This window comes from Longimicrobium sp. (assembly GCA_036389795.1).
In the GTDB taxonomy this organism is placed as follows: Bacteria; Gemmatimonadota; Gemmatimonadetes; order Longimicrobiales; family Longimicrobiaceae; genus Longimicrobium.
Genome location: DASVWD010000218.1, coordinates 28,075 through 52,368, shown reverse-complemented (window position 1 = coordinate 52,368; position 24,294 = coordinate 28,075). Strand labels below are relative to the sequence as shown.

General features: G+C 71.8%; 20 protein-coding genes. 10 read left to right on the top strand and 10 right to left on the bottom strand.

Going from position 1 to position 24,294, the window contains the following annotated elements:
* The first annotated feature begins 39 nt into the window (after positions 1 to 39).
* From VF746_25545 to VF746_25535, 3 genes are read left to right on the top strand one after another with little or no spacing between them, the layout of a single operon-like run.
* Entirely contained in the window at positions 40 to 849 is an 810-nt protein-coding gene (locus tag VF746_25545) for a hypothetical protein (GenBank protein HEX8695806.1), read from the top strand.
* Positions 846 to 2,471 (top strand): hypothetical protein, encoded by a 1,626-nt coding sequence (locus VF746_25540; protein HEX8695805.1) that lies wholly within the window; start codon positions 846 to 848, stop codon positions 2,469 to 2,471. The genes VF746_25545 and VF746_25540 overlap by 4 nt, the downstream gene beginning before the upstream one ends.
* 27 nt (positions 2,472 to 2,498) lie before the next feature.
* Entirely contained in the window at positions 2,499 to 3,026 is a 528-nt protein-coding gene (locus tag VF746_25535; GenBank protein ID HEX8695804.1) for a hypothetical protein, read from the top strand.
* Between the two features lie 93 nt (positions 3,027 to 3,119).
* Here the strand turns inward: VF746_25535 and VF746_25530 are convergent, their stop codons facing one another.
* The 4 genes from VF746_25530 to VF746_25515 all read right to left on the bottom strand — a co-directional run bounded on the left by VF746_25530 (position 3,120) and on the right by VF746_25515 (position 8,188).
* Positions 3,120 to 3,275, bottom strand: a complete 156-nt coding sequence (locus VF746_25530) for a hypothetical protein (GenBank protein ID HEX8695803.1) — start codon at positions 3,273 to 3,275, stop codon at positions 3,120 to 3,122.
* Between the two features lie 510 nt (positions 3,276 to 3,785).
* Positions 3,786 to 4,385 (bottom strand): TetR/AcrR family transcriptional regulator, encoded by a 600-nt coding sequence (locus VF746_25525; protein HEX8695802.1) that lies wholly within the window; start codon positions 4,383 to 4,385, stop codon positions 3,786 to 3,788.
* Between the two features lie 245 nt (positions 4,386 to 4,630).
* Complete coding sequence (locus VF746_25520; GenBank protein ID HEX8695801.1) at positions 4,631 to 7,804, bottom strand: hypothetical protein; 3,174 nt, start codon at positions 7,802 to 7,804, stop codon at positions 4,631 to 4,633.
* A 204-nt stretch (positions 7,805 to 8,008) separates the two neighbouring features.
* Positions 8,009 to 8,188 carry a hypothetical protein gene (locus tag VF746_25515; protein HEX8695800.1) on the bottom strand — a complete coding sequence of 60 codons (180 nt, stop codon included), beginning with the start codon at positions 8,186 to 8,188 and terminating at the stop codon, positions 8,009 to 8,011.
* Between the two features lie 293 nt (positions 8,189 to 8,481).
* Between VF746_25515 and VF746_25510 the strand changes: the two genes are divergently transcribed.
* Together VF746_25510 and VF746_25505 are read left to right on the top strand one after the other, a co-directional pair.
* On the top strand, positions 8,482 to 9,021 hold the full coding sequence (locus VF746_25510; protein HEX8695799.1) for a hypothetical protein: 540 nt from the start codon (positions 8,482 to 8,484) through the stop codon (positions 9,019 to 9,021).
* 139 nt (positions 9,022 to 9,160) lie between these two features.
* Complete coding sequence (locus VF746_25505) at positions 9,161 to 10,900, top strand: DEAD/DEAH box helicase (GenBank protein ID HEX8695798.1); 1,740 nt, start codon at positions 9,161 to 9,163, stop codon at positions 10,898 to 10,900.
* A gap of 197 nt (positions 10,901 to 11,097) precedes the next feature.
* Here VF746_25505 and VF746_25500 read toward each other — a convergent pair whose 3' ends face one another.
* Positions 11,098 to 11,358, bottom strand: a complete 261-nt coding sequence (locus tag VF746_25500) for a hypothetical protein (protein ID HEX8695797.1) — start codon at positions 11,356 to 11,358, stop codon at positions 11,098 to 11,100.
* A 1,093-nt stretch (positions 11,359 to 12,451) separates the two neighbouring features.
* Between VF746_25500 and VF746_25495 the strand changes: the two genes are divergently transcribed.
* The 3 genes from VF746_25495 to VF746_25485 all read left to right on the top strand — a co-directional run bounded on the left by VF746_25495 (position 12,452) and on the right by VF746_25485 (position 15,889).
* Entirely contained in the window at positions 12,452 to 14,047 is a 1,596-nt protein-coding gene (locus VF746_25495; GenBank protein ID HEX8695796.1) for an alpha-amylase family glycosyl hydrolase, read from the top strand.
* Positions 14,048 to 14,097: 50 nt separating this feature from the next.
* A complete protein-coding gene (locus VF746_25490) occupies positions 14,098 to 15,402 on the top strand; it encodes an erythromycin esterase family protein (GenBank protein HEX8695795.1) in 1,305 nt (434 codons plus the stop codon).
* A gap of 157 nt (positions 15,403 to 15,559) precedes the next feature.
* Positions 15,560 to 15,889: a hypothetical protein gene (locus VF746_25485; protein ID HEX8695794.1), complete on the top strand. Its 330-nt coding sequence runs from the start codon at positions 15,560 to 15,562 to the stop codon at positions 15,887 to 15,889.
* A gap of 559 nt (positions 15,890 to 16,448) precedes the next feature.
* Here the strand turns inward: VF746_25485 and VF746_25480 are convergent.
* From VF746_25480 to VF746_25470, 3 genes are all read right to left on the bottom strand, one after another.
* Positions 16,449 to 17,648: an acyl-CoA dehydrogenase family protein gene (locus tag VF746_25480; GenBank protein ID HEX8695793.1), complete on the bottom strand. Its 1,200-nt coding sequence runs from the start codon at positions 17,646 to 17,648 to the stop codon at positions 16,449 to 16,451.
* A 141-nt stretch (positions 17,649 to 17,789) separates the two neighbouring features.
* Positions 17,790 to 18,614 (bottom strand): alpha/beta fold hydrolase, encoded by an 825-nt coding sequence (locus tag VF746_25475; GenBank protein HEX8695792.1) that lies wholly within the window; start codon positions 18,612 to 18,614, stop codon positions 17,790 to 17,792.
* An 89-nt stretch (positions 18,615 to 18,703) separates the two neighbouring features.
* Positions 18,704 to 19,003, bottom strand: a complete 300-nt coding sequence (locus VF746_25470; protein HEX8695791.1) for a hypothetical protein — start codon at positions 19,001 to 19,003, stop codon at positions 18,704 to 18,706.
* A 315-nt stretch (positions 19,004 to 19,318) separates the two neighbouring features.
* Here VF746_25470 and VF746_25465 point away from each other — a divergent pair, with 315 nt between their 5' ends.
* Positions 19,319 to 20,128 (top strand): DUF4097 family beta strand repeat-containing protein, encoded by an 810-nt coding sequence (locus VF746_25465; protein ID HEX8695790.1) that lies wholly within the window; start codon positions 19,319 to 19,321, stop codon positions 20,126 to 20,128.
* Between the two features lie 223 nt (positions 20,129 to 20,351).
* A complete protein-coding gene (locus VF746_25460; GenBank protein ID HEX8695789.1) occupies positions 20,352 to 23,024 on the top strand; it encodes a hypothetical protein in 2,673 nt (890 codons plus the stop codon).
* A gap of 73 nt (positions 23,025 to 23,097) precedes the next feature.
* Here the strand turns inward: VF746_25460 and VF746_25455 are convergent, their stop codons facing one another.
* Together VF746_25455 and VF746_25450 are read right to left on the bottom strand one after the other, a co-directional pair.
* Positions 23,098 to 23,694: a hypothetical protein gene (locus tag VF746_25455; protein HEX8695788.1), complete on the bottom strand. Its 597-nt coding sequence runs from the start codon at positions 23,692 to 23,694 to the stop codon at positions 23,098 to 23,100.
* 218 nt (positions 23,695 to 23,912) lie between these two features.
* Complete coding sequence (locus tag VF746_25450; GenBank protein HEX8695787.1) at positions 23,913 to 24,242, bottom strand: hypothetical protein; 330 nt, start codon at positions 24,240 to 24,242, stop codon at positions 23,913 to 23,915.
* Positions 24,243 to 24,294 lie beyond the last annotated feature (52 nt).

The window sequence follows — 24,294 nt, the reverse complement described above, 5'->3', positions numbered from 1 at the left end:
CCCCGCGGCGACGCGAACCCTTCGCAGGAGACTCCTGAGATGAGAAGGATCCCAGCCGCCGCCGCGCTCGCCCTCGCGGCCGCCGCGTGCGCGCCGCGGATGCAGCCCGTGCGCGCCGTGCAGCCCAACGGCGCCATCGTCCCCTCCACCGCCCCGGAATCCGTCGAGCGCGCGCACGCAGAGGGGCGCAGCGAGCGCGAGCGGATCGCCGCCGAGCACGACCAGGCGATCGCCCGCGCGCTGCAGGCGTGCTCGGGCGCGGCGTGCGACGCCATCGCCCGCGGCGAGCTGGCCATCGGGCTCACCCGCGAGCAGGTGCTGGCCGCCACCCACACCTCGGCCGTGGCCTGGGAGGAGCGCGGCGGCGGCTTCGTCACCACGCTCACCCCTCGCGACGAGGGGCGGGGCCCGCGCGACGCCGTGGCCGAAGTCGCGTACGTGACGCTGGAGAACGGCCGCGTCCGCAGCTACGCCTACCGCGAGCCGCAGGGGGTGCGCCTGGTGGCCTCGCCCGCCGACGCGACGCCCGAGGCGCAGGCCCGCGCCCGCGCCGGGGCGCTCCGCCGCGAGGGCGACGAGTTCGCGCTGGCGGGCGACTTCCGGCGCGCGCTCGACCGCTACGACCGGGCGGACGTGATCGTGCCGAACGACCCCGAGACCACGCTGCGCATCGCCCGGGCGCTCGACAAGCAGCTCCGGCCGTACGAGGCGGCGATCCGCTACCGGCTCTTCCTGCACCAGCTGGAGATCGAGCGGATCCGCGCCTACGGCGAGGTCTACGCCGGCATGGCCGCGGCGATCGCCGAGGCGCGCAGCCGCATCATCGTCCTGGAGCGCGGCGGGCGATGAGCCCCACGCGGCGCGCCGCCCGGGCCGCCCTCGCCGCGGCCCTGCTCCTTCCCGCGCTCGGCGCGTGCGCGGGGCGCTCGGGGTACCCGGCGCGCCCGCGGCCGGAATCGCTTCCTTCGAACTCGCCGCTCCTCTCCCGCACGCTGGGCGAGACCGACGCGTGGCTCAGGTACTACCTGATGGAGGGGAAGCCCGACTCGGCGGCGCTGCTGCTGGACGCCCGCTCGCGGGTGAGGCCGGGCGACGAGCTGCTGCGCCAGCTGCAGCTGGGCGTGGTGCTGCACCACGCGGGGAAGTGGGAGGAGAGCAACGCGGCCTTCGCCTGGGCCGAGGCCGAGGCGGAGGCCCGCTGGACGCGCAGCCTGTCGCGGCAGGCGGGCTCGCTGCTGCTGAACGACGCCGTGGTGGAGTACGTGCCGCCCCCCGGCGAGCTGGCGATGATCCCCTACTACCGGCTGCTGAACTACCTGGCGATCGGCGGCGCGGACGACGCGCTGGTGGAGGCGCGCAAGGCGGCGGCGACGCTCGGCCGCCTCTCCGAGGACCGTGCGCCGTGCGTGGGCGACGGCTTCGTGCACTACCTGGCGGGGACCACGTTCCGCGGGGCGGGCGAGCGCGGCGACGCGCTGGTGGCGTACCGCAACGCCGAGCGGTCCTTCCTGGCGTGCGACGGCCGCGACGAGGCGCGGGCGCCGGAGTGGCTGGGGCTCGACCTCTACCGTGCGGCGCTGGAGGCGGGGGTGCGCGAGGTGGCCGACTCGGCGGCGTCGCGCTACCGGCTGGCGTCCGACGTCCGAGGCGCGGGCGACGCGGCCGAGCTGGTGGTCTTCGTCGAGAACGGCTGGGTAGCGCACCGGGCGCACGCCGACATCCACGTCCCCATCTTCCCCGAAGAGCTGGAGGAGCTGGACGGCGGCGAGGAGGGGAGCGTGCTGGAGGCCGCCGCCGGGGTGGTCGGGCGGCTGGTGGGGAACCTCTCCGAGCAGGCGTACTGGGGCGAGGCGCTGGACGAGCACCCGGCCTTCCAGCTGGGCGCGGCGCTGGACGGGGCGTACGTGATGAAGCTGGCCTGGCCCGAGTACCGGCTGGAGGCGGCCGAGGCGCCGCGGGTGCGGGTGCTGGTGGACAGCCAGGCGGTGGAGGGGCCGGTGGTGCAGGACCTCTCGGCGGTGATGTTCCGCCGCTGGACGGGGCAGCGCCCGGGGGTGTTCACCCGCCTGGTGGGGCGCGGCATCGTCAAGTTCCTGGCGGTGCGCGAGATGGAGAAGAAGGCGAAGAAGGAGGACGAGAGCCTGGGCTGGCTGGTGGGCCGCGTGGGCAACCTGGTGGGCAACGCCCTGGAGCGCGCCGACACGCGCAGCTGGTCGCTGCTCCCGGACCGCATCTCGGTGGCGCGTTTCACCCTGCCGCCCGGCGAGCACCGGGTGCGGGTGGAGGTGCTGGGGCCCGACGGCGCCGTGGCCGAGACGGTGGACCTGGGCACCGTCACCCTGGCCCCGCGCGGGACGCTGATCCTCAACCGCCGGGTGTGGGGCGCCGAGATGGGCGACGTGCGGCGGCTGGCCCCCCACGCCGCGAGCGCCCGCCTCACCGCCGACGTGCAGGCCGTTCCCGCGCAGTGAGCCGAGTCACCCAACCGGAGCCGCACCATGCGCAGACAGACCTCTCTCCCGCTCGTCCTGGCCCTCGCCGGGTGCAGCGTCTTCAACCCGGGGGTGGACGCCTACTCGGCCCAGGGCACGGCGTACGGCGACTCGTTCCGCTGCGCCCAGCGCGCGGTGAGCGACCTCGGCTACGCGGTGAGCTCGCTGGACGTGCCCAGCGAGTACCTGCGGGCCTCGCAGGACTTCGACCGCGGCGGCGCGGACGGGGAGTACACGCGCGGCTACCTAACCGTCGCGGTGGACCGCGAGCGCGACCAGAAGCTGCGGGTGTACGCGGAGCGCTTCGCGGAGGGCGGGCGCCGGGTGGGCGCCGTGGGGCCGCGGCCGGAGCCGATGCCCCGTCCCCCCGGGGGCCGGCCGCGCCCGTACGACACCACCGACGTGATCGGGCGCCCGCGCCCGCGCAGCAGCGGCCCGCGCCGGGTGAACCCGGGCCCCACCGCCCAGCACGCGCGCGAGGTGGTGCGGCGGTGCAGCTTCGGCGGAGGAGCGACGGCAGCGGTGAACGACTAGTGCGAAGTGCGAGGTGCGAAGTGCGAAGGAACAGCGAGGCCCCGCCGGGATGATCCCGGGCGGGGCCTCGCCACGTCTGTCGAGCGGGTGCGCCTACTTGCCGACGCCGCTGTAGGGGGCGAAGAGCGCGATCATGAGGATCGGCACCAGCGGGATCATCAGGATGCCGATCAGCCAGTAGACGACCTCCCACCAGGAGTAGTCGTCCTCGAAGGACTCGCGCTCGCGCTGGACGTTCAGGTCTGCCATGGCGGTTGCTCGGCTCGCTCGTTCAGGTCGCCCCGGAAGCGGCGGTATTGTAGCACCCGCGCTCCCGCGACGCAACAACCGGGCGTGCGTCGCCGCACGGGTCGCGGTGGACCGGGTTCCGGGGAACGGCCTGGACGATCGAGGGATGAGCCGGGGCCGGGATCCGTGCCGCTGCCGCGCCCCACCCACCTGCCGGGGTGAGAAGATTCTTCGGCCCTGGGGCGATCCGTCCGGATGCTGGTTCGGTGTGGCCGGGCAGAATGACGGCAAACACCAGCTGATCTTCCCGGATTCCCGGGGCGAAGGCCGTTCGCGGTCGCATGAGGGATGCGCGCCCGACAGGGCCGGGACGCCGCCGCCACAGGGGGTATCGTGGCGGCGGTGGCCCGGCGCGGTTGGGCACGGTCGTATCGTGCCCTACCGCGCGCGCAGCCCGGCCCGGAGCGCAGCGGAGGGACATGCCCGGAAACCGCAGTGCGTGAGTGCGAAAGTGCGAAAGTGCGAAAGTGCTTACGGGGCGAGGCCGCGGTAGAAGGCGGCGGCGAGCTTGGGGGCGAGGGGGACCAGGGGGCGGGTGCGCTCGCCCAGGAGCCACTCCAGCTCGATCTCCTCCAGCGAGCCGATGAGCATGCGGCGGGCGAGGGGGAAGTCGGCGCCCGCGCGGATGGCGCCCTCGGCCTCGCCGCTCATCATCAGCTCGTCGATGGCCTGGGCGTAGGTGCGCAGCACGTCGCGCACGGCGCCGCCGTAGAACTTGCTGGACTGGCGCGACTCCAGGAGGAGCACGGTGGCCAGCTGCGGCTCGGCCTCGATGCTCTCGAACTGCATCTCGATGAAGCGCGCCAGCCGCCGCTCGAACGGCTCGCCCGAGTCGAGCACCTGGCGCACGGACGAGACGAACTCGGCCACCTTCTCGCGGAAGGCGGTGAGCAGCAGGTCGTCCTTGCCGTCGAAGTAGAGGTAGATGGTGCCCTCGGCCACTCCCGCCCCGGCCGCGATGTCGCGGATGCGCGCGGCGAAGAAGCCGTGCTCGGCGAACACCCGCACCGCCGAGTCGAGGATGGCGCGGCGCCGCGCTTCCTTGCTGTCGGTGAGCGCTTGCTCAGGCATGGGCGGGATTATAGTACGGGAGTACGAGAGTACGAAAGTACGGGAGTGCGAAGTGCGAAGTGCGAAGTGCGAAGTGCGAGGTGCGAAGTGCGAAGTGCGAAGTGCGGGAGATCCGGGAAGTCCTGCGCCTCGCGGCAGTTGCCGAGCGGGAGAAAGCGAGAGTGCGTGGATGCGGCCGGAGCCGCACCCACGCACTCTGCATTCGAGCACTTAGCACTCAGGACTTCGCACTTCGCACTTGCCGTTCAGAAGCCCGGCTGGAAGGCGAACTGCCAGTGCCACCCCTTGTCGCGGTGGAGCGGCCGCACGAAGTCGACCTCCAGGATCAGGTAGCCGAACAGGTTCACGCGGGTGCCCACGCCCGTGCTGGCCAGGATGCCGCGCTCCTCGAAGCCCGGCTGCACGCCGAAGTCGAAGTTGAAGTTGGTCACGGTCTGGGTGTCGCTGCGGTCGCGCAGCTTGCCCCACGCGGCGCCGGCGTCGAAGAAGCCGAACGCCTCGATCGGGGGCAGCCCCAGCGTGTTCCCCACGATCAGCTGCCGGATCAGCGGCAGGCGCACCTCGAAGTTGGCCACCGCCACGCGGCTGCCGAAGAGCTCCTCGAACGCCTCGCACTCCGACCCGCCGTCGGGGGAGTTCTGCAGCTCGGCGATGCAGCCGTCGGCCACGCTCCCGTAGCCGTAGCCGCGCAGCAGCGAGGGGTAGCCCAGGAAGATCGCGCTGGGGATCGCCTCGTCGCGGCCGTAGCGGCCGAAGTGCAGCCCGCGCAACGCCACCGTGAAGGGGCGCAGGAACAGGTAGCGGCGGTAGTCGGCCGTCAGCGAGTTCCAGTGCAGGTCGCCCACCGTGGGCGCCACCTCGAAGCGGTAGCGCTGCCCCGCCAGCGGCGAGGTGTAGCCGAAGAACGCGTTGTCGTACACCAGCGCCAGAGAGCCCTCGGCCAGGTTGAACGACTCCAGCGGCTCCTCGCGCTCGCGGTAGTCCACCGGCCCCTGGAAGACGGTCTGCCCGCCCGTGGTGACGGCCTGGTAGACGTACTCGCGGATCTGCAGGTCCTGCGTGATCCGCCGCGCCCCGGCCGCCGCCTCGACGCGCTGCACCCGCGAGAACGGGTACTGGGCGATGCCGTAGACGCTGTTGTCGAAGTAGCGGTAGATCACCACCTGGTCGAGCAGCTCGTTGCCCTCGCGCACCGTGCGGCGCCCGCCCGCCAGGTAGGGGACGCGCTGCGCGGCGGCGCCCCAGTTGACCCGGTTCTGCCGGTTCAGGTACACCACGTTGAAGCCGATCTCGTCGAGCTGCCCCTGCGCCTGCACCACGCCGTACACGGTGTGGCGGCCCAGCATGTCGCTGAAGATGGCCCCCACGCCGCCGTACACGCCGCCGCGGGCGTACGGGCCCGTGCTCCCGGCCACCCCCACCGAGGGCTGCCCCAGGTAGTCGAGCGAGAGCCGCGCCCGGTACGGGGCCGCCGCGTACGTCTGCTCGGCCGAGGGCTCGGGGCGGCCGAACTCGGGGTTGCGCAGCAGCGACAGCACCCGGTTGTACGCCGGCTCGGTGGGGCGCGGGCTGGGCGGCAGCACCGCCGGGAGCGGGTCGCCCCCCTGCGCCACCTGCGGCGCCCGGGGCGCGCTCCCGGCCAGCTCGGCGGGGTCGGCGAGCGCGTACATGTTGTACACGCCCCGCTCGTACGCCGTGAACACCAGCCGGTCCGCCCGGGTGGCCGAGGAGATGGCGGGCGAGAGGTCGGTGATCCCGCTCACCCCGGTGAACAGGTCGGTCACCTGGGTGGTGCGCCCGTCGGCCAGGTAGTAGCGGTAGACGTTGGAGATCCCCTCGCGATCGGAGATGAAGTAGAAGCTCGCGCCGTCGGAGGCCCACTGCGGGTTGATGTTCTTCCCCCGCTCGAAGCCCCTCAGGCTGGTGATCTCGCCGCCCGGCCAGGCCATGGTGGCGACCTGGTAGTTGCCGTAGGTGAGCTGCTCCAGGTTGGTCCCCGCCCCGCGGTCGGTCACGAACGCCAGGGTGCGCCCGTCGGGCGAGAACGCCGGCTGCATGTCGGCGTACGCGTCGCTGGTGAGCCGGCGCGAGCGCCCGCTGGCCAGCTCCAGCGCCCACAGGTCGCTGACGCCCCCGCTCATCCCCGAGAACACCAGGGTGCTCCCGTCGGGACTCCAGGTGGGGTTGGTGATCTCGTCCACCCCGTCGACCTCGTACTCACGCACGATGCGGGCGCGGTCCACGTCCAGCACCACCACCACGTCCTGCGCCTTGCGCAGCGCCGAGAAGGCGAAGCGCGTCCCGTCGGGCGACCAGGTGCCGGCCGAGTTGATGAACCGCAGGGAGCCGAAGTGCGGGTCGAACGAGGTGCCCCGCACCAGCCGCCGCTGCACCTGCCCGGTCTGGGCGTCGGCCACGAAGAGCTCGATGTCCAGGAAGTTCAGCTCGGAGAGGAACACCACCCGCCGCCCGTCGGGCGAGAGGGCGGGCGAGACGTTGTAGCGCCCGCCGCGCTCGCGCCGGGTGACGAGCGGCCGCGCCTCTTCGCGCGCCTCGCGCCGCTCGGCGATCAGCGGCAGGTAGGTGCGGCGGATCGACTCCTGCCAGTCGCGGACGATCTCTTCCAGGTCGGAGTTCAGGATGCGCTGGAAGGCGTCCTCGAACGGCACGCCCTGCCCCACCTGCTTGAGGATCTGCCCGATGGTGGCGTCGCCCCAGCGCCCGCCGATGTACGCCCAGAGCGCCTGCCCCCAGCGGTAGGGGAAGAAGCTGGGGTCGTAGTTCAGCTGCTCGATGGTGGGGAGCCGCCCGGTGAGCGCAGCGTCGCGCAGCCACATGGCGGTGTGCGGGTCCACCGGCCCCACCGAGAGGTACTCGGCCATCCCCTCGATGAACCAGAGCGGCACGTTGAAGCGCTGCGACGCCTCCTCCAGCCCGCCCCCGGCGCGCCCCAGCCCCGAGATGTCGTACTGGAAGGCGTGCACCAACTCGTGGCCGAGGACGTGGTCGGTCTCCTCGTAGCTGGCGGCGAAGGGAAGGAGCACGCGCTGCTTGAACGCCTCGGTGACGCCGCCCGTGCCCTCGCCCACCTCGCCGCCCAGCGCGGTGGTCTGCTGGAAGTGCGGGTGGGCGGCGTAGAGGATCACCGGCTGGCGCGACTCGAACTCGTAGTCGAGGATGCGCGACAGCCGCGCGTACCAGCGCTCGGCCATGCGCGCCGCGTCGCGGACGGCCGCCTCCTCCTCGGGGTAGAAGTAGACGTCGAAGTGCGGCGTCCGCAGCACGCGGAAGTCGAAGTTGCGGTACTGGACCTGGTTCTGCCCGAAGTACTGGGCGTGCACGGGTCCCGGCGCGGCCGCGAGGGCCAGCGCCAGCGCGGCTGCCGTGAGCCGCGCGGTCCTGCGGACGAAGGGCGACATCGGGGCTCCTTCCACCCTGACCGACGGTGTGGCGTGGACGGCCTGGAAAACCGCGCCGGGCTGATGCGTCCGGTGCGGCGCGAGCGGGCGTCCGTCGCCCGTTCGCTCACAACGTCTATCCTGCAAGGCTTCTGACGGTCCGGAGGGCGCTCCGCCAGGCGTTTGCGCGCCCCGTCCAGGCCGTCGTCCGCCGTCGCGGGTCCGTCACGGGGCGGCCGGCGCGGCGGGGGCCGCCGCGGGCGGGGGGACGGCCGCCTCGACCGCGTGGTCGCCGCCGGCGCCCAGCAGCCGGGTGATCCCCCAGATCAGGAGCGCCAGCACCAGGAGCCCGCCGATCCACGGCCATGCGCCGGGCCGCCCCGGCTCCGCTCGGGTGTCCGCCACCTGCTCCCGGATCTCCTTCCGCCGCTCGAAATCCCCCGCGACCGGGGCGCCGGGACGCGCTCCGGGACAGCCGCGGAACGCACGGATCGTGCCCTGTACCCCGACACGCGGGGCACCCCGAACGCTGGGCCCGCGGCGGCTTTGCCCAACCTGTTCCGCGCGCTGCCGCTGCGCAGGGCGACGCCTTCCCTCCACGGGGTGCGCGCGGGATGGTCCGCCGCTTGCTCCCTCGCGCGGAGACCTGTCTCCGGGGTGCTGCACGGTGTCCCGGAGCGAGACGCGAGGAGGGTGCGTTGGACGCCACGCAGGACGAACGGGAGATGGCCGCGCGAGAGGAGACGGCGGGGCGGGCCCTGCACGCGTACCGCGAGCGCCGCCGCCGCCGCCGGGCCGAGGACACGTACTTCGGCAGCGCCGACTGCCTGCTGGTGAACGCGGAGGCCGGGGCGGACGCGGCGGAGCTGTCGCGGCGGCGGCTGGACGTGCTGGGAGAGGCCGAGGCCGCGGGGATGCCGCCCGAGCTGGCGGAGATGATGTACGAGGTGGCCCGCGACGAGGGGCTCGACCCCGTGCTGGCGTACGAGCTGGTGCGCTCCGGGCTGGGGGTGTGCCCCCCGTCCGACGGGGTGGCCAACGCGCCCTCGCAGCCCACCACCGACAAGTACGTGCCCGAGTGGCTGTACCCGCCGGTGCCCACCGACGCGGTGCTGCGCGAGAGGATGCTGCGCATGTCGTTCCGCCGCCTGCGTTCGCTGCTGGAGCGTCATGCCGACCCGGAGGAGGCGCTGCGCGCCTTCGCCCGCGAGCCGGACGTGGGCCAGTACGGTTACTGAAGGAAGACACCCGGCGCGCCGGATACCCTTACGCGGGGGTCCGGCCGCCGGGGCGGGGAGTCTTTCGGCCGCGCGCCGCCGCCGGGTGCGGACGGCGGGCGGCGGTGGTTCTACGGCGACGGTTTCCAGGAGACGGACGGTGACGGACGAAACGGACGTGATCGAGCAGGGGGCGGAGGTCGAGGCGGGTTCCGCGTTCGCGGAGCTGGGGCTCTCGCCCGAGATCGTGCAGGCGCTGGACTCGCTGGGGTACGAGGAGCCCACCCCGATCCAGGTGCAGGCGATCCCGCTCCTCCTCGGGGGGCGCGACGTGATCGGGCGGGCGGCCACGGGGACGGGGAAGACGGCGGCGTTCGCGCTGCCGCTGGTGGAGCGGCTGGACACCGGCCGCGGCGCGGTGCAGGCGCTGATCCTGGCGCCCACGCGCGAGCTGGCGGTGCAGGTGGCCGAGGCCACGCACCGCTACGGCGCCCGGCGGGGGCTGCGCGTGCTGGCGGTGTACGGCGGCCAGGCCATCGACCGGCAGCTGCGCGAGCTGAGGCGCGGGGTGCACGTGGTGGTGGGCACCCCCGGGCGCATCCTGGACCACATCCGGCGGCGCTCGCTGGACCTCTCGGGCGTGGGCTACGTGGTGCTCGACGAGGCCGACGAGATGCTCGACATGGGGTTCATCGAGGACATCGAGGCGATCCTCGAGGAGACCCCGCGCGAGCGGCAGACGGCGCTCTTCTCGGCCACCTTCCCCCCGCGCATCGCCGAGCTGGCCGAGCGGCACATGCGCGACCCGGAGCGGGTGACCGTCCGGCAGGAGCAGCTGGAGACGCCGCTGGTGCGGCAGGTGGCGTACGTGGTCCCGCGGCCCTACAAGCTGGAGGCGCTCACGCGCATCCTGGACCTGGAGGCGCCGCAGTCGGCCATCCTCTTCTGCCGCACGCGCAACGAGGTGGACGAGCTGACCGAGGCGCTGGGGGTGCGCGGCTACCGCCCCGAGGCGCTGCACGGCGGGCTCAACCAGGTGCAGCGCGACCGGGTGATGAAGCGCTTCCGGGAGGGCACCGCCGACCTGCTGATCGCCACCGACGTGGCGGCGCGCGGGCTGGACGTGGAGCACGTGAGCCACGTGATCAACTACGACATCCCGCAGACGCCCGAGGCGTACGTGCACCGCATCGGCCGCACGGGGCGCGCGGGGCGCGAGGGGACGGCGGTGACGCTGGTGCAGCCGCGCGAGCAGTTCCTGCTGCGCGGCATCGAGCGCGTGGTGGGGCGCCCGATCGAGCGGGCGCGGGTGCCCACGGTGGCCGACCTGCGGGCGCGGCGGCTGGAGCTGCTGCGCTCGGCGATCTGCGAGACGCTGGAGGAGGCGGAGTACGACGCCTACCGCGAGGCGGTGCGCCCGCTGGCCGAGCAGTTCGACCCGCTGGAGATCGCGGCCGCGGCGGCCAAGCTGGCGGCCGACGCCACCCGCGGCGAGGAGCCCGAGAACGAGGTGGAGATCCCGCAGTGGGAGACGCGCGACCGCGGGCCGCGGGACCGCGAGCGCGACGAGGGCCGCGGCCCGCGCGGGCGGCGCGACCGCTTCGAGGAGCGGGACGGCGGCGGCGGGCGAGGCCCGTCGCGGGGACTCCGCGGCGGGGGCGACACCACGCGCCTCTTCATCGGCGTGGGCCGGCGGCGCGGCATCCGCCCGTCCGACATCGTGGGCGCGCTGGCGGGGGAGACGGGGATCCCGGGCGAGTCGATCGGCGCCATCGAGATCGCCGACCAGTTCACGCTGGTCGAGGTCGGTTCGCAGTACGCCGACCAGGTGATCGAGCGCATGCGCAGCGCCACCATCAAGGGGCGGCCGGTGAGCATTCGACGGGCGCGGGAAAGCTGAACGGCAGGGGACAGGGGACAGCCGGCTCTTCGGCGCACGGGGCGCTTCGCCTCGGAAGGCTCGAACCCTCATGCTGTCATCCTGAGGAGCCGCCCGCACGTGACTGGCGGAACGAGCGAACGCCCGGGCGGCGACGAAGGATCTGCGGGTGGATGCGAGCGTGAGCCTGAGGGACGCGCGATCCCCGTCCGACAGTCTCAGCCCCGGTCCGGGCCCGCCTGGAGCTGCGCGTAGAACGACTCGGCGGTGGAGAGGCGCTCCACCTGCGCGCGGAGCTCGTCCACCTCGGCCTGGAGCCGCGCGACCTGCGGGTCGGGCGCGACCGGCTGGGGGCGTGACGCCGCGCGCACCTGGGCCACGGCGTCGGCGATGGCGCGCACCACGATGCGGAAGCTGACGGCGAGCACTGGGATGGCGATTACGGTGAGGCCGGCGAGGGGGATGTCGTGCGGGCCCAAGGCTGTGCTCCGGGAGGCGGGTGTGTGGCGGAACGGGAGGCGATGCGTCTGCGTGGGAACGCCGCGCGAGGTTCGCGGAACGTGAAAGATAACGGGGGAGATGGCGAGCGGGGGAGATCCGGTGGCGGCGGGTGAGATCCATGGCTCCTGAACGCCGACCGAGTTGTGGGACGCCGAGCATGTGATCGGCCGTATGCGCAATTCCATCAAAGACAGCCGGTGAGCGTCTGGAGCGCGGGAGAGCCAACATTTGGCATGCCAGATCAGAAATGACTTCTCGTCCTCCCAACTTTTCTGCTGCGCAATTAGAAGCGCTCTGCAAAGCTCTTGCTGACACTGAGAAGGGGCTAACGGGATCTGAGATTGGCCAGATTCTGCGGCAGATCCATGTCAATGACGTTGATCCGGGCTTAACAAAGTGGAAGCGCCTATACAACGCACTCGCGGGGAGACAGAACAGGGACCAGAGCGGTGATAGGGTTTTGGCGTTTATTGGCGCCGCCTTAAATCCTGCACGATACGCGGGTCAAAGAGACGCATTCGAGCACCGGCGCTCCGCTGTAAACGTGCCGCTTGCATTTTACGGATTGGAGTACGGTGCGGATGGCAAGTTTTACCGGTGTGCCCCCGCCAGCACGCTCGGCGAGGCTGAAGAGCGTGCTCATCGATTAAGAGCTAAGTTGGAGCAGCGGAACGTTGAGCCTGAGGTACTCGCGTTCTGTCGAGCCGAGTTGCTTCAGGACAACTACTTCCATGCTGTACTAGAAGCAACCAAGAGCGTTGCAGCTAAGCTTCGCCAAATGACCGGACTAGGTTCGGATGGTGCGACCTTAGTTCAAGACGCGCTCGGGGGAGGTGACCCACGAGTCCGAATCAATAATTTCACGACCGATACGGAGAAAGGCGAGCAACGTGGGTTTGCCAACCTGCTTGTGGGGCTTTTCGGTACATTTAGAAACCCTACAGCGCACGCACCACGGCTGGAATGGCCGATGGGCGAGGAGGATGCTCTTGATTTGCTGTCGTTGGCGTCCTACGTGCACAGGCGATTGAAAAGAGCGACGGTCCGATAAGGTTAGCGTCGAATAGCGTCATGGCTGACAATCCTCAGTGGTGGCAGCGCGGGGTGATCTACCAGGTCTACCCGCGCTCTTTTCTGGATACCGACGGCGACGGGGTGGGCGACCTGCCGGGGATCGCGGCGCGGCTCGACTACCTGAGGTGGCTGGGCGTGGACGCCATCTGGATCTCGCCCTTCTACCCCTCGCCGATGCGCGACTTCGGGTACGACGTCACCGACCACACCGGCGTCGACCCCCTCTTCGGCACGCTGGCGGACTTCGACGCGCTGCTGGCGGAGGCGCACGCGCGCGGGCTGCGCGTCATTCTCGACTACATCCCCAACCACACCTCCGACCTGCACCCCTGGTTCGTGGAATCGCGCTCCTCGCGCGAGAGCCCGAAGCGCGACTGGTACATCTGGCGCGACGCGGCGCCGGGCGGCGGGCCGCCGAACAACTGGATCAGCGCGTTCGGCGGGAGCGCGTGGGAGTGGGACGACGCCACGGGGCAGTACTTCCTGCACACCTTCCTGCGCTCGCAGCCGGACCTCAACTGGCGAGAGCCCGCCGTCGAGGCGGCGATGCTGGACGTGGTGCGCTTCTGGATGGACCGCGGGGTCGACGGCCTGCGGCTGGACGCGGTGCAGAACGTCGTCAAAGACGACCTCTTCCGCGACAATCCGCCGAATCCCGACTATCGGCCGGGCGTCGACGACCCGTTCGACCGGCTGGAGCGCGTCTGGTCCGGCGACCGTCCCGAGGTGCACGAGGTGATCGCCCGCATGCGGCGCGTCGCCGACGAGTATCCCGGCGACCGCGTGCTGATCGGCGAGATCTACAACAAGGTCGAGCGGATCATCCCGTACTACGGGCGCGAGCTGGGCGGCTGCCACTTCCCCTACAACTTCCAGCTCATCGTGCTGCCGTGGGAGGCGCGCACGCTGGACGCGGCGATCCGGCGCTACGAGGCGCTGCTGCCGGGCGGCGCCTGGCCCAACTGGGTGCTCGGCAACCACGACCGCCACCGCATCGCCACGCGGGTGGGGGCGGCGCAGGCGCGCGTGGCCGCCGTGCTGCTGCTGACGCTGCGCGGCACGCCCACGCTCTACTACGGCGACGAGATCGGGATGGCCGACGTGCCGATCCCGCCCGGGCGGGTGCAGGACCCGTGGGAGAAGAACCTCCCCGGCCAGGGCCTGGGCCGCGACCCCGAGCGCACGCCGATGCAGTGGAGCGGCGCCCCGAACGCCGGCTTCACCACCGGCACGCCCTGGCTCCCGCTCGCCGCCGACTACCGCGAGACGAACGTGCAGGTGCAGCGCTGCGAGCCGGACTCCATGCTGGCCCTCTACCGCCGCCTGCTCCGGCTGCGCCGCGCCGAGCCCGCGCTCTGCGTCGGCACGTACGCGCCCGTGGACGCGTCGGGCGACGTGCTCGCCTACGTGCGCGAGGCGGAGGGGACGCGCTTCCTGGTCGCCCTCAACCTCGGCGCGGAGCCGGCCGCGCTCGACTTCGGCGGGGCGGGGGAGATCGCCGTCTCGACGCACCTCGAGCGCGAGGGGAAACCGGTCCGGGGGAGGATCGAGCTGGGCGGGGACGAGGGCGTGGTGGTGCGACTGGCGGCGTAGAACGTGCGGCTCGGTGCCTGGCTGCTGGAGACGAACGACGGGAGGGAGCGATGGCCGTGGAGAAGCTCGTCGAGGGGGTGAAGGAGCACGCGCTGCCGCTGGAGGACGACCGCGACCTGGACCCGCTGCTGGAGCGCATCGGTGACGCGCGGGTGGTGCTGCTGGGCGAGGCGTCGCACGGCACCGGCGAGTACTACACCTGGCGCGACCGCATCAGCCGCCGCCTGATCGCCGAGAAGGACTTCTCGTTCATCGCCGTCGAGGGCGACTGGCCCGACTGCTACGCCGTCAACCTGTTCGTGAAGGAGTGGGGCGACGTGGGCGAGAGCGCCCGCGAGGTGCTGCACGCCTTCCACCGCTGGCCCACCTGGATGTGGGCCAACGAGGAGGTGGTGGCGCTCGCCGAGTGGATGCGGGAGACGAACCGCGACCGCCCCGACGAGCGCAAGGCGGGCTTCTACGGGCTCGACGTCTACTCGCTGTGGGACTCGATGGAGGTGGTCACCCGCTACCTGGAGCGGCGCGACCCCGCGCTGGCCGAGCGCGCGCGCCGGGCGTACGGCTGCTTCGACCCGTACGAGGAGGACGTGCAGGAGTACGCCTTCGCCACCGCCTTCGTCCCCACCGACTGCGAGGAGGAGGTGGTGCAGATGCTCCGGGAGATGCGCTCGAAGGGGCCGCAGTTCCGCGAGCACGGCCGCGAGGCGTACTTCAACGCCGAGCAGAACGCGCTGGTGGCGCTGAACGCAGAGCTGTACTACCGGACGATGGTGCGCGGCGGCTCGGCGAGCTGGAACGTGCGCGACACGCACATGATGGAGACGCTGCAGCGGCTGATGAAGCACCACGGCCCCGACGCGAAGGCCATCGTCTGGGAGCACAACACGCACGTGGGCGACGCGCGCGCCACCGACATGGCGCGCGCCGGGATGGTCAACGTCGGCCAGCTCGCGCGCCAGGAATACGGCGACGAGTGCGTGATCGTCGGCTTCTCGAGCTACCGGGGGAGCGTGATCGCGGGTGACGCGTGGGGGTCGCCGATGGAGCGGATGCGCGTGCCCGAGGCGCGCGGTGGGAGCTGGGAGGCCGTCTTCCACGAGGCGGGGGCGCAGGACAAGCTGCTCCTGCTGGAGGGCTTCGACGAGGTGCCGGGCGCGCTGGACCCGCGCGGCCACCGGGCCATCGGCGTGGTCTACAACCCCGACGCCGAGCGCTACGGGAACTACGTCCCCACCGTGATGCCGTACCGCTACGACGCCATGCTCTACATCGACGAGAGCCACGCCGTGCACCCGCTGCACCTGGCCCCCGTCCCCGAGCACGAGGTGCCCGAGACGTACCCGAGCGGGATGTGAGGCGGATCACCACGTGGAGAGCCCCTCGCACGAGCGCGGGCGAGGGGGCTCTCCACGCGTCCCATGTCGGGATCACTCCGCGGCTGACACTCTTCGGCATCTCCTGCGTACAGACGGTGGTGCAGGTCCCTCCTTCCCGGAAGCCCCGGAGTGCCCCATGGACTTCGAAGTGATCAAGGAAGCCGCCTTTCTGGTCCTCATGTTCATCGTCTTCGGGATCCCTGCCCTGGCCATTGCCGCACGCATCGCGATTCGGCCCGTGGCCGAGGCGATCCTGCGCTTGCGAGAGGCGTCCGCTGCCCCCCCGAATCCGAGCATTTCTGCGCAGCGCTTCGCCGCACTGGAGGCGGAAGTGATGACGCTGCGCGACAGGGTGGAGGATCTATCCGAGAGCGCAGCCTTCGATCGCCAGCTCCGCGCGGGCGGGGAATCGGCCGCCGGCCCGCTGGGTCGAGATCACGAGGATCGTGGATCTGAGCCGGTCTGAACTCGCTGTACCTGGCTCCCGTCCCCGAGCACGAGGTGCCCGAGACGTACCGGGGCGGGATGTGAGGCGGGCCCCGCACAGCGAGAGCCCCTCGTCCGAGTTCGGCGAGGGGCTCTCGCGTGTCCGATCGGTGATACCGGATTCCACGATCGATCGTGCATTCCGCGCCCCGAAGGGTGTCATCCCGAGGGGAGCGTCTGCGCGTGATTCGCTCCCGCACCGATGGTTGGACGCGACCGAAGGATCTATGGCCCGCACTGCGTAGATCTTTCGCATGCGGGCCATAGATCCTTCGGCCTGCGAGCATTCGCGCGCAGGCGGCTGCGGTCTGGCCGGCCTCAGGATGACACCTTTCTGTAATGCACATTCAATCTCGGAATCTGGTATGACGTGCTCGCGCCTCTACCCTGAGCTTCGGAGCGTGGCCGCGCCGGCTGAGGTATTCCGCCCGGCTGCCAATCGCCCGGGCCAGGGATTCACCTTCCAGGAGACCCGCGCCTGCGTAGACGAGGCCCGGCCCGGCCGACGGGGGGGCGGGAAGGTGGAGGCATCCGCGCGCTCAATCGCCCCGCACGCCGTAGCCCTTGAGCACCTCGCGGGCGACGAGCGACTTGTGCACCTCGTCGGGGCCGTCGTAGATGCGGGCGCCGCGCTCGTGGCGGTACCAGAAGGAGAGCAGCAGGTCGTCGGTCATTCCCGCGGCGCCGTGCACCTGGATCGCGCGGTCGAGGACGCGCTGGAGGACGCCGGCCACGTAGAACTTGATGGTGGAGATCTCCACCCGCGCCGCGCGCGCCCCGCCGCGGTCGATCTTCTCCGCGGCGTCCAGCGTGAGGAGCCGCGCCGCGTCGATCTCGGCGCGGCTCTCGGCGATCCAGTGCTGCACCGCCTGCCGCGTCCCCAGCACGTCGCCGGGGGCCAGCTCGCGTTCGGCGGCGCGGCGGCACATGAGGTCGAAGGCGCGCTCGGCCACGCCGATCCAGCGCATGCAGTGGTGGATGCGCCCCGACCCCAGCCGCTCCTGCGCCAGGAGGAAGCCGGCGCCCTCGGGGCCGATGCGGTTCTCCACCGGGACGCGGCAGTCTTCGTAGGCGACTTCGCCGTGGCTGAAGTAGTCCTCGCCCGCCTCGCCCATCACGGGGATGTTGCGCACCAGGCGGAAGCCCGGCGTGTCGGCGGGGACGACGATCTGGCTGGCGCGCGCGTGCGGCTTCTCCGCGTCGGGGTTGGTCACCGCCATCACGATGGCGAACGCGGCGCCGTCGGCGGACGAGGTGAACCACTTGCGCCCGTTGATCACGTACTGGCCGCCGTCGCGCACGGCCGTCGTCGACAGCCAGACGGGGTTGGAGCCGGCGCGGTCGGGCTCGGTCATCGAGAAGCAGCTGCGGATTTCGCCGCGCGCAAGCGGCTCCAGCCAGCGCCGCCGCTGCTCGGGCGAGCCGTGCGCGTGCAGCAGCTCCATGTTGCCGACGTCGGGGGCCTGGCAGTTGAGCGCGTAGTGCCCGAGCGGGCTCCACCCCAGCGCCTCGCTCACCCGCGCGAACACCGCCAGCGACAGTCCCTGCCCGCCCAGCTCGCGCGGCAGGTGCGGCGCCCAGAGCCCCGCCGCCTTCGCCCGCGCGCGCGCCTCGCCGAGCGCCGGCAGCAGCGCGCGGAACGGCTCCGCCATGAAGCGCCCCTCCAGCGGCACCAGCTCCTCGCGCACGAAGGCGCGCACGCGCGCGGCGAGGTTGGGGGAGGTCGGGTCGTCGGTCATGCGGGGCCGGGGGCGCCGGTGGTTGGGGGGCAAGGGCGAATGGAATTCGCTGCAACGACCACACGAAGTCCGCCTGCGCGGACTACCGGCGTCGGCGCGGAGTCGAGGTCGGCGCGCGCTGCGGGCTTCCGGAGGTCCCGTTCACGCCGGGGTGGGGGCGGCGGAGACGGAGGCCAGGAATTCCGTCAGTGTGCGGTTGACGAGCTCGGGCTCCTCGACGGACGAGGTGTGGCCGGCGCCGGGGATCGTCACCAGCCTGGCGCCGGGGATGCGGGCGGCGATGCGCTCGGCCTTCGCGGGGACGGTGGCCACGTCCTGGTCGCCCACCATCACCAGCGTGGGAAGGGCGATGCGGTCCAGCTCGTCGTAGACGGCGCGGCGCTCGATCACGCCGTCCAGCGCGCGCAGGATGCCGACGGGGTGGTTCTCCATCCCCCGCTCCCGCCAGAGCCGCCGCTCGTCCTCGCGCGCCGGGTCTTCCAGGAACCTGCGGCCGAACATGATGCGCATCACCCGCGGCATCACCAGGCGGAAGCCGCGCCGGCCGAACAACCGCACGACGCCGCCCAGCACGCGGTACTTCAGCACGTTCGGCTCGGGGTCGGCCGAGGTCTCCATCAGCACCAGCGAGCGCAGCAGCCCGGGGCGGCGGATCGCCAGCCGCATCCCGACGAACCCGCCCATGGAGAGCCCCACGAAGTGGCACGGCGCCGCGCCCAACGACTCGATCAGCGCCGCCGCGTCTCCGGTGAGCGTGTCCATGTCGTAGCCGTCCGCCGTGACCTCGCTCTGCCCCTGCCCGCGGAAGTCGAAGGTGATGCAGCGGTAGCGGTCACGGAGCGCGGCCACCTGCGCGTCGAACATCCGCCCGCTCCACAGCAGCCCGTGCGCGAACACCACGGTCTCGGGCCCGGAGCCGGTGTCCTCGTAATGCAGGGTCGCGCCGTTGACGCGCAGGGTGGGCATGGATGGCCGGTGCGTGGGTGCGTGGCGGGCTGGATGAACTGTGACATCCGGGGAACCAACGCACCCGCCGGATCCGGTGCAGCGCCTGGTCAGGCCGGCCTTGGAACGCCAGGCCGCTTATTGAATTCGCGATCCAGGATGACGCGGACAATCTTCTTCACGTTCTCGATTTCCTCGTAGTGAACCTCGACCTTGGGCGGTTGGGGAGCGAATGGGTCGTACGCTGCCAGCAGAGCCGCCTCGAGACGTGGATCATCCGTGTAAACATCAACCTCCTCGTCTCGCTCGTTTCTCAAGAAGACATGGGCGTAGGTGCGGAAGCCCAGGAAATCCCCCTTCGGCTCGAAATCGATTCTCCGGACGAAGACGTTCTTGAGCGGCTTGACCACGTTGCACCTCCGCGCATCTTGTTGGGGGAAGTTTTCAGTATCTTTGCAGCACCAGGCTGAAGCCCCTCCGCCTCCTTGCGAATCAACTCCCAGGGGCGCAAGATCGCCTTCCAGCTGCACCTCGGCAAGCGCACCCGGCAGGGTCGAGAGCCGCGCACGCGGGTTGCCTCCTCACGCCCGACGACCGGCCGGATTGGGGCAACCCCTTGCCGCCGAAGCGATTCAAACCATCCGGCGTTCCACGATGTCCAAGGGTCCGTTATGGCGGGCACGCTGTCTGACGCCCGCAGAACCCTCACCCGCTGGAGCCCTCCGATGCAGACCCGAATCGCCCGCGCCGCCCTCCCGCTCGCCGCGGCGCTCTCGCTCTTCGCGCTCCCCGCGCACGCGCAGGACGACAGCGACTTCGTCTCGCGGTGCTACCGCAACAACCGCGACAACGACCGCGAGGTCTTCTGCGAGGAGCGCGAGACGCGCCTGGGCGCGCGCGACGAGCTGCGGGTGGACGGGCGCCAGAACGGCGGCGTGTCGATCCGCGCCTGGGACGGGCGCGACATCCTGGTCCGCGCGCAGATCCAGACCCACGCCGAGACCCGCGACGAGGCCCGCGACATCGCCCGGCAGGTGCGGGTCAGCACCGGCGGGGAGATCTACGCCGAGGGGCCCGACGTGGGGCGCCGGCGCCACTGGTCGGTGAGCTACGTGATCTTCGTCCCGCGCCGGATCGACCTGGAGGTGGAGACCAACAACGGGCCCCTCTCGGTCACCGGCGTGAGCGGCGACATGGAGCTGCGCGCCCACAACGGCCCCCTGGCGCTGCGCGGCGTGGGCGGCGACGTGCACGCGCGCACCACCAACGGCCCGCTGCACGTGTCGCTGGAGGGCTCGCGCTGGAGCGGCGAGGGGCTCGACGCCGAGACCACCAACGGCCCCGTCACCCTCACCATCCCCGCCGGCTACTCGGCCGAGCTGGAGACGGGCACCGTGAACGGGCCGATGAACATCGACTTCCCCGTCACCGTACAGGGCCGCCTGAACCGCCGCATCAACACCACCCTGGGCCGCGGCGGCCCCCCGATCCGCGTGATCACCACCAACGGGCCCGTGACGGTGCGGCGGTCGTAGCCGTCCGCCCCGCCACCCGGCGACAACGGACCGGCCCCCGCGAGCGCTCGCGGGGGCCTCGTCACGTTTGGTCGATCGCTCGCATCCGTCGGTTGCGTCGAGGATTCGCCTGCGTAATAATTCAGCGGCAGGGCCTCCCATGCGTTTCTCCCGCCACTCCCGAAGCGGTCCCTTCCCGGTCGGCTGCACGCCGGCCGGTCAGCCATCTCTCTCCCCGGCCTCCATGAACAGGAACCTGCTGCTGCTGGGAGCGCTCACGCTCGGGGCGCTCGCGCCGTCCGGCCTCGCGGCGCAAGCCCGGCCCGGGACCGCCACGGTCGCGACACCGCCCCGCCGCGCCCCCGTCACCCTGCTCGACGTCCGGCTCATCTGCCTGAAGCCGGACAGCCTGAGGGGGCCGGCGATGAACAGGCTCTGCAGGCTGAAGCTGCCCAGGTACGAGCAGCTGGCGGATTCCACGGAGTGGAGAGACTGGCGGGCCGTGCTGGCCGAAAACCCCGCGCTCGCGGATTCGATCCGGAACTCGCGGGTCGACCCCGCGCAGCTCCCCCTGAGAGAGGTGCTCGACAACCTGGGCGTCCGCGAGCGCGCAGCGGTGTTCGAACGGCTGTTCTCGGACCGGAACCGGCTGCGCGGCCGCGTGCGGGCCCTGGCGAACGAGGACATCCTGGAGCTGTACAACGCCGCCACCGACAGCGCGGTCCAGGACACGGCCGGAGAGTCGATCCAGCTGCTCGCGTCGCGGCTGCGGAGCGCCCGGCAGTCCACCGACAGCCTGCCGCACCAGATCGTGGCAGCGGTGAGGGATTCCATCCTGAGGTTCGAGCCGGCCCAGCTGGCGCTCCTCCTCTCCCGGGTGCCGCGGATCGAGCAGAGCGTGTTGAAGGATCTCGCCGGAGACTCCACCGTCGCGACCCTGCTGCAGAAGAGGAGCTCCGACCCGAACGTGCGCCAGATCCTCAGCCGCGCGGCCGCGCAGGAGCTGGTCGCCGGCACCAGCGCCCGGCCGTCGTCGCTGAGCCGGCAGTCGGACCTGCTGTGGGGGACCACGGACTTCGTGGTCACGCGCGTGCAGCAGCAGCTCCAGGCCTACGCGCTCCGGGGCTTCACCGCCAGGCTGTGCGGCGACCTGGGAGGGATGGTGCTGCGCGAGTCCTGCCAGATGCTCCGGTCCCATGAGTTCGGGCTGTCGAGGCCGGGCGTCACCCTCCTGCGCAGCGCGGTGCGCGCGGATCTCCAGGCGCTCCCGTACACGACGCTCGACTGGACGTACGCGCGGTACGCCGACTCGCTCAAGCTGCAGGGGCCGAACGCCGACAACGTGCTCACCGCGCTGCAGGTGACGCGCTTCGCCCTCGACGCCGCGCGCGGCGAAGACCCGTGGCTCGCGCTGGGGAACCTGGGACTGCGGTTCGCGGGCGCCGGCGACAGCGTCACCCTCCTCCGCGCGGCGCTCGAGCGGCAGGTCGACAGCCTCGCGAGCACGCTCTCGCTCGGGGAGCGCGTCGACAGCCTGTCGAGAGAGCTGTCCGCGGCGCAAGACCGCGTGCGGGAGCTGGCGGAAGATGCCGCGGCACAGCGCGAGCGCCTCCGGCAGCGGATCGCCGAGATCGAGCGGCTGCGAGACGCCGCGCGCGCCGAGCTGCGCGCGCGCGGCGGCCTGGTCGACCTCCAGTGGGAGCTGCACCGGGCCCGCAGCCAGCTCGCCGACGTACGGCGCCACTTCGAGGGACTGGTGGTCGACTCCACGCTGCCGGTGACGGAGATCCTGCTCGGCCTGTCGGCCCTGGCGTCCACGCGCTTCGACGCCCTGCGGCTGCGCAACCTGGTCCCTCCCGCGCTCGAGCCCGAGGAACTGATCAGGTTCCAGCTCATCGCGACCATGGCGAACCTGCAGGAGCGCGGCGCCCCGGCGTCCGCGGGCGAGCTCGACTTCGAGCCGTGGCGCTTCGTCCGGATCGCGTTCACGCTGCACGAGGATTTCAACCGTCTCCAGGAGCTGCGGAGCGAGCTGGAGAACCTGCGCCGGACGAAGCCCGACAGCACGGGCGTGGTTCGGACCGCGCAGGCGCGGCTGGCCCAGGGCGCCTTCTCGGCCGTCGAGAACCTGCTGGCCGAGGCGTCGCAGCTCCCGGAGTTCCGCGGCGGAGCGGGCCTGGAGCGGCTCGTGGGGGCGCAGCGGATCGTCGAGGGGGTGCAGGAGGTGGTGTTCCCGATCCTCGACGGCGACTACAGCGCGGGGCTGCTGGCGCTCAGCCGCCAGGTCGCGCCGTACCTCCCATCCAACGCACCCGCCACGCAGAGCTGGACGCGGGGGATCGTCTTCGTCTCCGACCTGGTGAACGCGTCCAGCCCGGACCAGGTCAACACGGCGCTCGCCGGGTTCGTGGATTCGGGCGGCGGCTTCATGGGCAAGCGGACCGGCAGGGGCCCGCACCTGAGCCTGAACGCGTTCGGAGGGGCGTACTTCGGCTTCTCGGCGGGGCTGTTCAGCGGCGAGGCCGCGGGGGGCGAGCGCGCGAAGTTCGCCGGGCTGTACCTCCCCGTCGGGCTCGAGCTCACCACGCCGTGGGACGTGGTCTGGCGGCACCGGCGCAGGCTGGGGCGGTTCGGCCTCTTCGCCCAGGCGATCGACCTGGGCGCGCTGGCCTCGTGGCGGCTGGAGAACAGCGACGACGTCGAGCAGCGGCCCGAGATCGGGCTGGCGCAGGTCTTCTCGCCGGGCCTCTTCGTGGTGTTCGACGTGCACGACGCGCCGCTGACGCTGGGCTACGGCTGGGCGCTGAGCCCCGCGCTGCGCACGCTGACCGAGGATCCCGACGACCCGGGCGAGGTGCAGGTGGACGCCGTGCGGCGCGGGTTCTTCATCGCCTTCGACATCCCGCTCTTCCCCTGAACTCGATGCGAGCAGAACGAGCGAGCGCCCCGCGGCTGCCGCGGGGCGCTCGCTCGCTTTCCAGGTCCAGGGGTCACCACGCCCAGGAGACGCCGGCGCGCACCCCTTCCACCTGGACCCTCCCGTCCCCGAAGCCGCCGGTGCGGAAGTACTCGGCGAGGAGGCCGGCGGGGCCGAAGTCCCAGGTGACGCCCGCGCCCCAGGTTCCGCCCAGCCCCGAGTCCGAGTCGCCGCGCACCGTGAAGACGCCGCCGCCGGAGTCGATCTCCAGCTCTTCGCGCCGGTCGCGCACGTAGCGGATGCCGGCGAAGAGGTGGCCGCCGAACCGGCCGGCCCGGTAGCCGCCCAGCACGTCGAAGCCCGTCGCCACCACGCTGGCGACGCCGCCGTCCACCTCGCCGGCGTCGAGGCCGAGGGAGTCCAGGTACGCGGCCTCGTCGGGCTCCAGGCGGCTGTACTCGGCGGCGCCGCGCACCCCCAGCCGGAAGTCGCGCGCCACCGGCCACCTCCGGTCCCAGCCGAAGACGATGGTCCAGCTCGGCTCCAGGTAGCGGCTGTCGGCGCCGGCCACGCCGAGGGCGGCGAATCCCCCGTTGGACGCCCTCTGCGCCGCGGCGGGGGCGGCGGCCGCCAGCAGCAGCGCGCAGAGGGTGAAGGCTCGTCCGGTCATGCTCTCTCCGGTGAAGCGGGGCTCTCGCCGACGCTCCACCGGAAGGTGCGTGCCCGTGCCGTCGATCGCCCACGCGGCCTCGCACGCCTCCCTCGCCTCGCACCCGAAGAGAGCCGGCCGCCCCGCGAGGGTGGCCGGCTCTCTCGTCTCCTGTCCGTGGCGGCACCCCGTCTACGGGTTACCGTCGTGCTGGCGGCAGCTCATACGCAGGTCTCGGGCTAGCAAGAGCACGTGAATGCGCACGTCTCATAGCACGTGTCTCCTGCGCACGTCGCGTTGCAGGTGTAGCAGGTGCAGGTCACGTTGGTGCCGCAGCCGACGCAGGTATCCCAGCAGGTGTCGGCAAAGGAATCGGGACAGGTCCAACCCGCCGTCTCCGGGGGAACGGGCCAGCATTCGCTGTCGGGGCACGAATTCTCGCACGAGTACTCCCACGCGTAGACCGTCGGCGCGTTAGCGGCACGTACGGTGCCGCGCGCCTCGTCCTGCGGCAGGGTCTGGAACGACTCGACCGCCAGGTCGTCCAGATGCAGCTTCAGGGTCTTCATGGGATTACCTCCAGTGTGAGGGAGCGGGGAATCATCGGCCGGACCGAAGTCG